Annotated in this window: 4 protein-coding genes; 2 read left to right on the plus strand and 2 right to left on the minus strand. The window is 40.5% G+C overall.

Annotation, left to right across the window (positions count from 1 at the left end):
• Positions 1-541: 541 nt before the first annotated feature.
• The gene (locus HWQ38_RS19790) at positions 542-1,183 is read right to left on the minus strand and encodes a hypothetical protein (RefSeq protein WP_292796763.1); all 642 of its coding nucleotides are present in this window, start codon (positions 1,181-1,183) and stop codon (positions 542-544) included.
• A gap of 170 nt (positions 1,184-1,353) precedes the next feature.
• On the minus strand, positions 1,354-1,545 hold the full coding sequence (locus HWQ38_RS19795) for a hypothetical protein (RefSeq protein WP_292796767.1): 192 nt from the start codon (positions 1,543-1,545) through the stop codon (positions 1,354-1,356).
• A gap of 154 nt (positions 1,546-1,699) precedes the next feature.
• Here HWQ38_RS19795 and HWQ38_RS19800 point away from each other — a divergent pair, with 154 nt between their 5' ends.
• Both HWQ38_RS19800 and HWQ38_RS19805 read left to right on the plus strand, forming a co-directional pair.
• Entirely contained in the window at positions 1,700-2,026 is a 327-nt protein-coding gene (locus HWQ38_RS19800) for a hypothetical protein (RefSeq protein ID WP_292796769.1), read from the plus strand.
• A 272-nt stretch (positions 2,027-2,298) separates the two neighbouring features.
• Complete coding sequence (locus HWQ38_RS19805) at positions 2,299-3,354, plus strand: alpha/beta hydrolase (protein WP_292796771.1); 1,056 nt, start codon at positions 2,299-2,301, stop codon at positions 3,352-3,354.
• Positions 3,355-3,815: the final 461 nt, after the last annotated feature.

Consider the following 3,815-nt stretch of genomic DNA (forward strand, 5'->3'; position numbering starts at 1 on the left):
ATAAGCAGTTGTGGTGACTAAGTAGAGGATTTGACAAGTTCGTAGCGTTATAGAGTCTCGTAAAGCCTTACTATTAGGTCGCTCAATTCGCCACAGATTTATCAAAGTGCTGTACTAAGTCAAACTCAGAGAGAGGGACGTGATTGGGTTCTTCGTACTTAAAACAATTTCTAAGGGATTAAGAGGCGTTGTAGGCGTTGTAGGGCTTTGTAGGAAGTGTTGGGGAAGGTTGGGAAGTGCTGGGAGGGTTAGAAAGGGTTGGGAAGGTTTAGAGAGTTGAGAGGGTTTTAAGTGTTGGGTGTTGTGAGGTAGAGCCAGTGCTTTTGCTTGGCTACTGCTAACCCTTTCAATCGCCCTATTCCCCTCATAACCCTCATTCTTACCCCGTAGCGCGTCTCTAGCTGTGGGGTTTTGTATCGGTGGCGAGGTGCGTAGTTTCCCGCCGTAGGTCTTACCCTGAGCCTGTCGTTCGCGGTAGCGTCTCTGAAAGAGAAGGGCATCGCTCTACATCGTCTATTTAAATTTTGTTCATGTGTATAAATCAAAAAAATCCCTCGTAATTAGGGTTAGTAAAACCTTTGCAGCACATGGAATGTGAGGCAGGTGCCTCAGGCACTTCGCAAAAAACTGGAGTAAACCCACTGCAAGGTGGAATTAAGGGTGGGATTAGGATAGGCAGGATTCTGGTAGTTGAAAGGTTCAATTCATTTTCAATGCTATATACATCACTTTCCAGATTTATGGCTTTAGAATTATGACCTGGACAGCTAATATCTGGAGATGTTTGTCCTTGATATTTCACTTCAATTGATGTACCAAACAAAGCAGGTTTGACACATAAATCATATACTGGTAATACTGATAATTTTACTGGTAATACTGATAATTTGGACAGTGGTTTAGCTGCTAAAATGTCATGAAAAAATTTCATGGCTGTCTTCACTTTAATTGCGCCAGCACCTTTGCTGTTACAAATAGTGTAAGTTACCTTTCCTAATGGCAATACGCTAATTGTAAATGGACAAGTATTCGTAGAACCGCTATCAATAATAAATGCTGGCTCTTGAAGAGATATAGCTTGAAGTTGTGGAGTTTGTGCAAGTACTTTTAGAGATAAAACACATAAAGGTGTAGCTACAAACACTGAAGCCAAGCTAATTTTATAAAAATTAAAAACTTTCACTGTCACCTCACATTGATTTTTTTAGTTATTCAGACAGGTACTAACTGATTTAACTGATTTAAGAGATTTTATTACAAAAAATTTTTACCAATGGCAATTGTCAAGTTTTAAACATATAAATTAATAATTACCAAATGACAATCTCTAAACCCAATTCCCCATTACACAACTTAAAACCCTTGTATTGCTTTTAACAGCAGGTTTTTTTGGTTTGTCGTATGGTGCGCTTGCAAACAAGCTCCTCTCAAAATCCTAGAGGCTGAGTCTTCGCTGATGTGTCCATCGCTACGACCGGGAAACAAATAAACATCTCCTGCCATTGGGTAATATTCAACCAGTAAACGCCGTAAATCTTCAATCACTGGGATTGACCTAGTTGCAAGTTTCCCCTTGGTGTTTGATTTTCTAATAACCAGCCGGGGTCTAACGTTGCCTTTGGGTGTGTAAATGTCTTGAGTTTGTAGGATACAGCATTCACGGATTCTACAGGCACTAAACAGGCATACGGCGAACAAAGTGCGATGCCCTTCTCTACGAGACGCTGCGCGAACGGCGCAGGCTCAGGGTAAGACCTGCGGCGGGCGGGACGCCATCGCACTTCTTACATCTGTCATTGCCCCAGCTACCAACGAAGCGATCGCTTATTCTACTCAGAAGGTGATGATATTGTCTTCAGATTCATCTTCCCTGATGCTATTTTTTCCTCGCTTGAATCAGGGGCGATGCCGTACCACTTCTCTACGAGACGCTCCGCGAACGTGGAAGCAAGCTACGCGGAGCGTCTCCAAGAGTTGGCGGCAAGCTACGCTCCTGATGCTTTTTTTCCTCTCTACGAGACGCTGAACGCGAACGCTTGAATGAGGAGTGATGTCTACTTTAAGGGGCTGTGACACTCGATGACTCGTTCTCCGTGGCACTATCGGTGATGCTTTGGCTGTTAAAAAGCTGCTCTCAAAAATTGGTAGAGTTGGTAAGACTACCCAACAGCTTTGGAGAGTATCGTCGGCAATGCCAATAAAAAGAAAACGCTACGCAAACAATTAGGATTTATGAGATATTTACGTCATGTGGTGCTGAGTATATGTAGTTGCATTGTATTACTGAGTACGACTGCAATGCCCTGTTTTGCCGCTGAGAAAATTATTTTTCGCTATGGTGTGTTTGAAGAATCGCTACCTATTGCTGATTTACGTAAGTATGCACAAAGGCAAGAAGTTTCTTTTGATTTGCAATTTTTTCTCAAATTTTTCAGTCGGGAAGAACAAAAAGAGTTTCATCAGGCGCTACAAGTAAAAGCATCTCTTGATATTGTGGCTTTGGATAAGCTGTTAAATACAGAACTAGCTAAAGAAATTCTATCTGCGGTTTCCCAAGGTATCGCCCGTCGTGACCAAGCCGGGGTACAAGCACTAGACGCGGCTGTGATCATCGGGGCGAATTCTCAAGAGGGTTTGGGGATCATCAGCTTTCTTGAAGCATATCCTAGTCAAAGACTAGTTATTAATGTTCCAGCAGTGTTAGAAATAGCAAGTAAGTTAAATCTATCTCCTATTGAAATACCACCTAAAGATAACTTAAGTTCTACACCTTTATGGCAACTTGAAGTTCAATATCAGCAATTTGCTACTCAAGGAAAGCAATTCCAGGCTTGCTTGTTTGGAGATTCTGTAACTGCTGAAATGGGTAATACTTTGGGAAAAGGTATTTTTAATTTTGCCTTAAATGGGATAAGCGGTATTTCACTTGTTGAACAACTAAAACTTCTGATTCCAACTAAAGTTAAATGCGAAAAAGCTGTGATTGCTATTGGGGGTAATGATGCCTGGTATGGATTAAGTGATTCCTTATTTGCGAACAAACTCCAAGATTCAATTTCCTTAGTGCGAAGCCTTGGGAGTAATCAAATATTCTTAATTCCCGCTTTTTACTCAACAGTTGCCGCTAGTAAAGATCCAAGTATTTCAGCAACAAATATTCGGGTAGAGCAAATCAATACTGTGATGAATCAAGTTGCAATTAAAAATCATATACCATTGGAACTACAACAGGTTCAATCATTAAATGAGAATCAGGCTTTGAAAGATGATTTAAGTTCAGAAGATGGCGCTCATTTAAATAATCAGGGAATAAATATTTATCGGCAGGCTTTATTAAAGATTCTAGGTAAATAACGATTCTGCCTTTTCGAGGGAATATACAAAAAACCCCACCTAGTAACGTATTTCCTCTAATAATTGGTGGGGTGGGCGATGTCTACGACGGGCTACGCCTACGCAATTTATTTTAGATAGAGCTTCAATTTATATTCCCTATCCTGGAGTTCACATACATAGATTTGATCAACTAAGTTTGAATTTGGGTTTGAGGCTGTCTTGTTTGTGTATTACTGGGTGTATTTAGTTTGCGCGATAATGCCAGCACATTCATAGTAAATTGCTGATAAAGTTCTGGAGACTTATTCATGAAAACAACTATTGCATTGCGATGGCTATAAATTGCTAAATACCGCCGTTTATTAGTTATTGCATAGACAATTAGGGCTACTGCTGCAACAAGTAAAATTAAACGTATCCGCTGAATAAATAGGGGATAGGAAGAAAAATAAGAGGATACAAAGGGTCACACCGGATTG

The sequence above is a fragment of the Nostoc sp. NMS7 genome, assembly GCF_017115085.1.
In the GTDB taxonomy this organism is placed as follows: domain Bacteria; phylum Cyanobacteriota; class Cyanobacteriia; order Cyanobacteriales; family Nostocaceae; genus Nostoc.

Excerpts from the sequence above, each read along its gene's own strand:
- HWQ38_RS19805 (WP_292796771.1), top strand. The coding sequence starts at position 2,299 with ATGCCCTGTTTTGCCGCTGAGAAAATTATTTTTCGCTATGGTGTGTTT.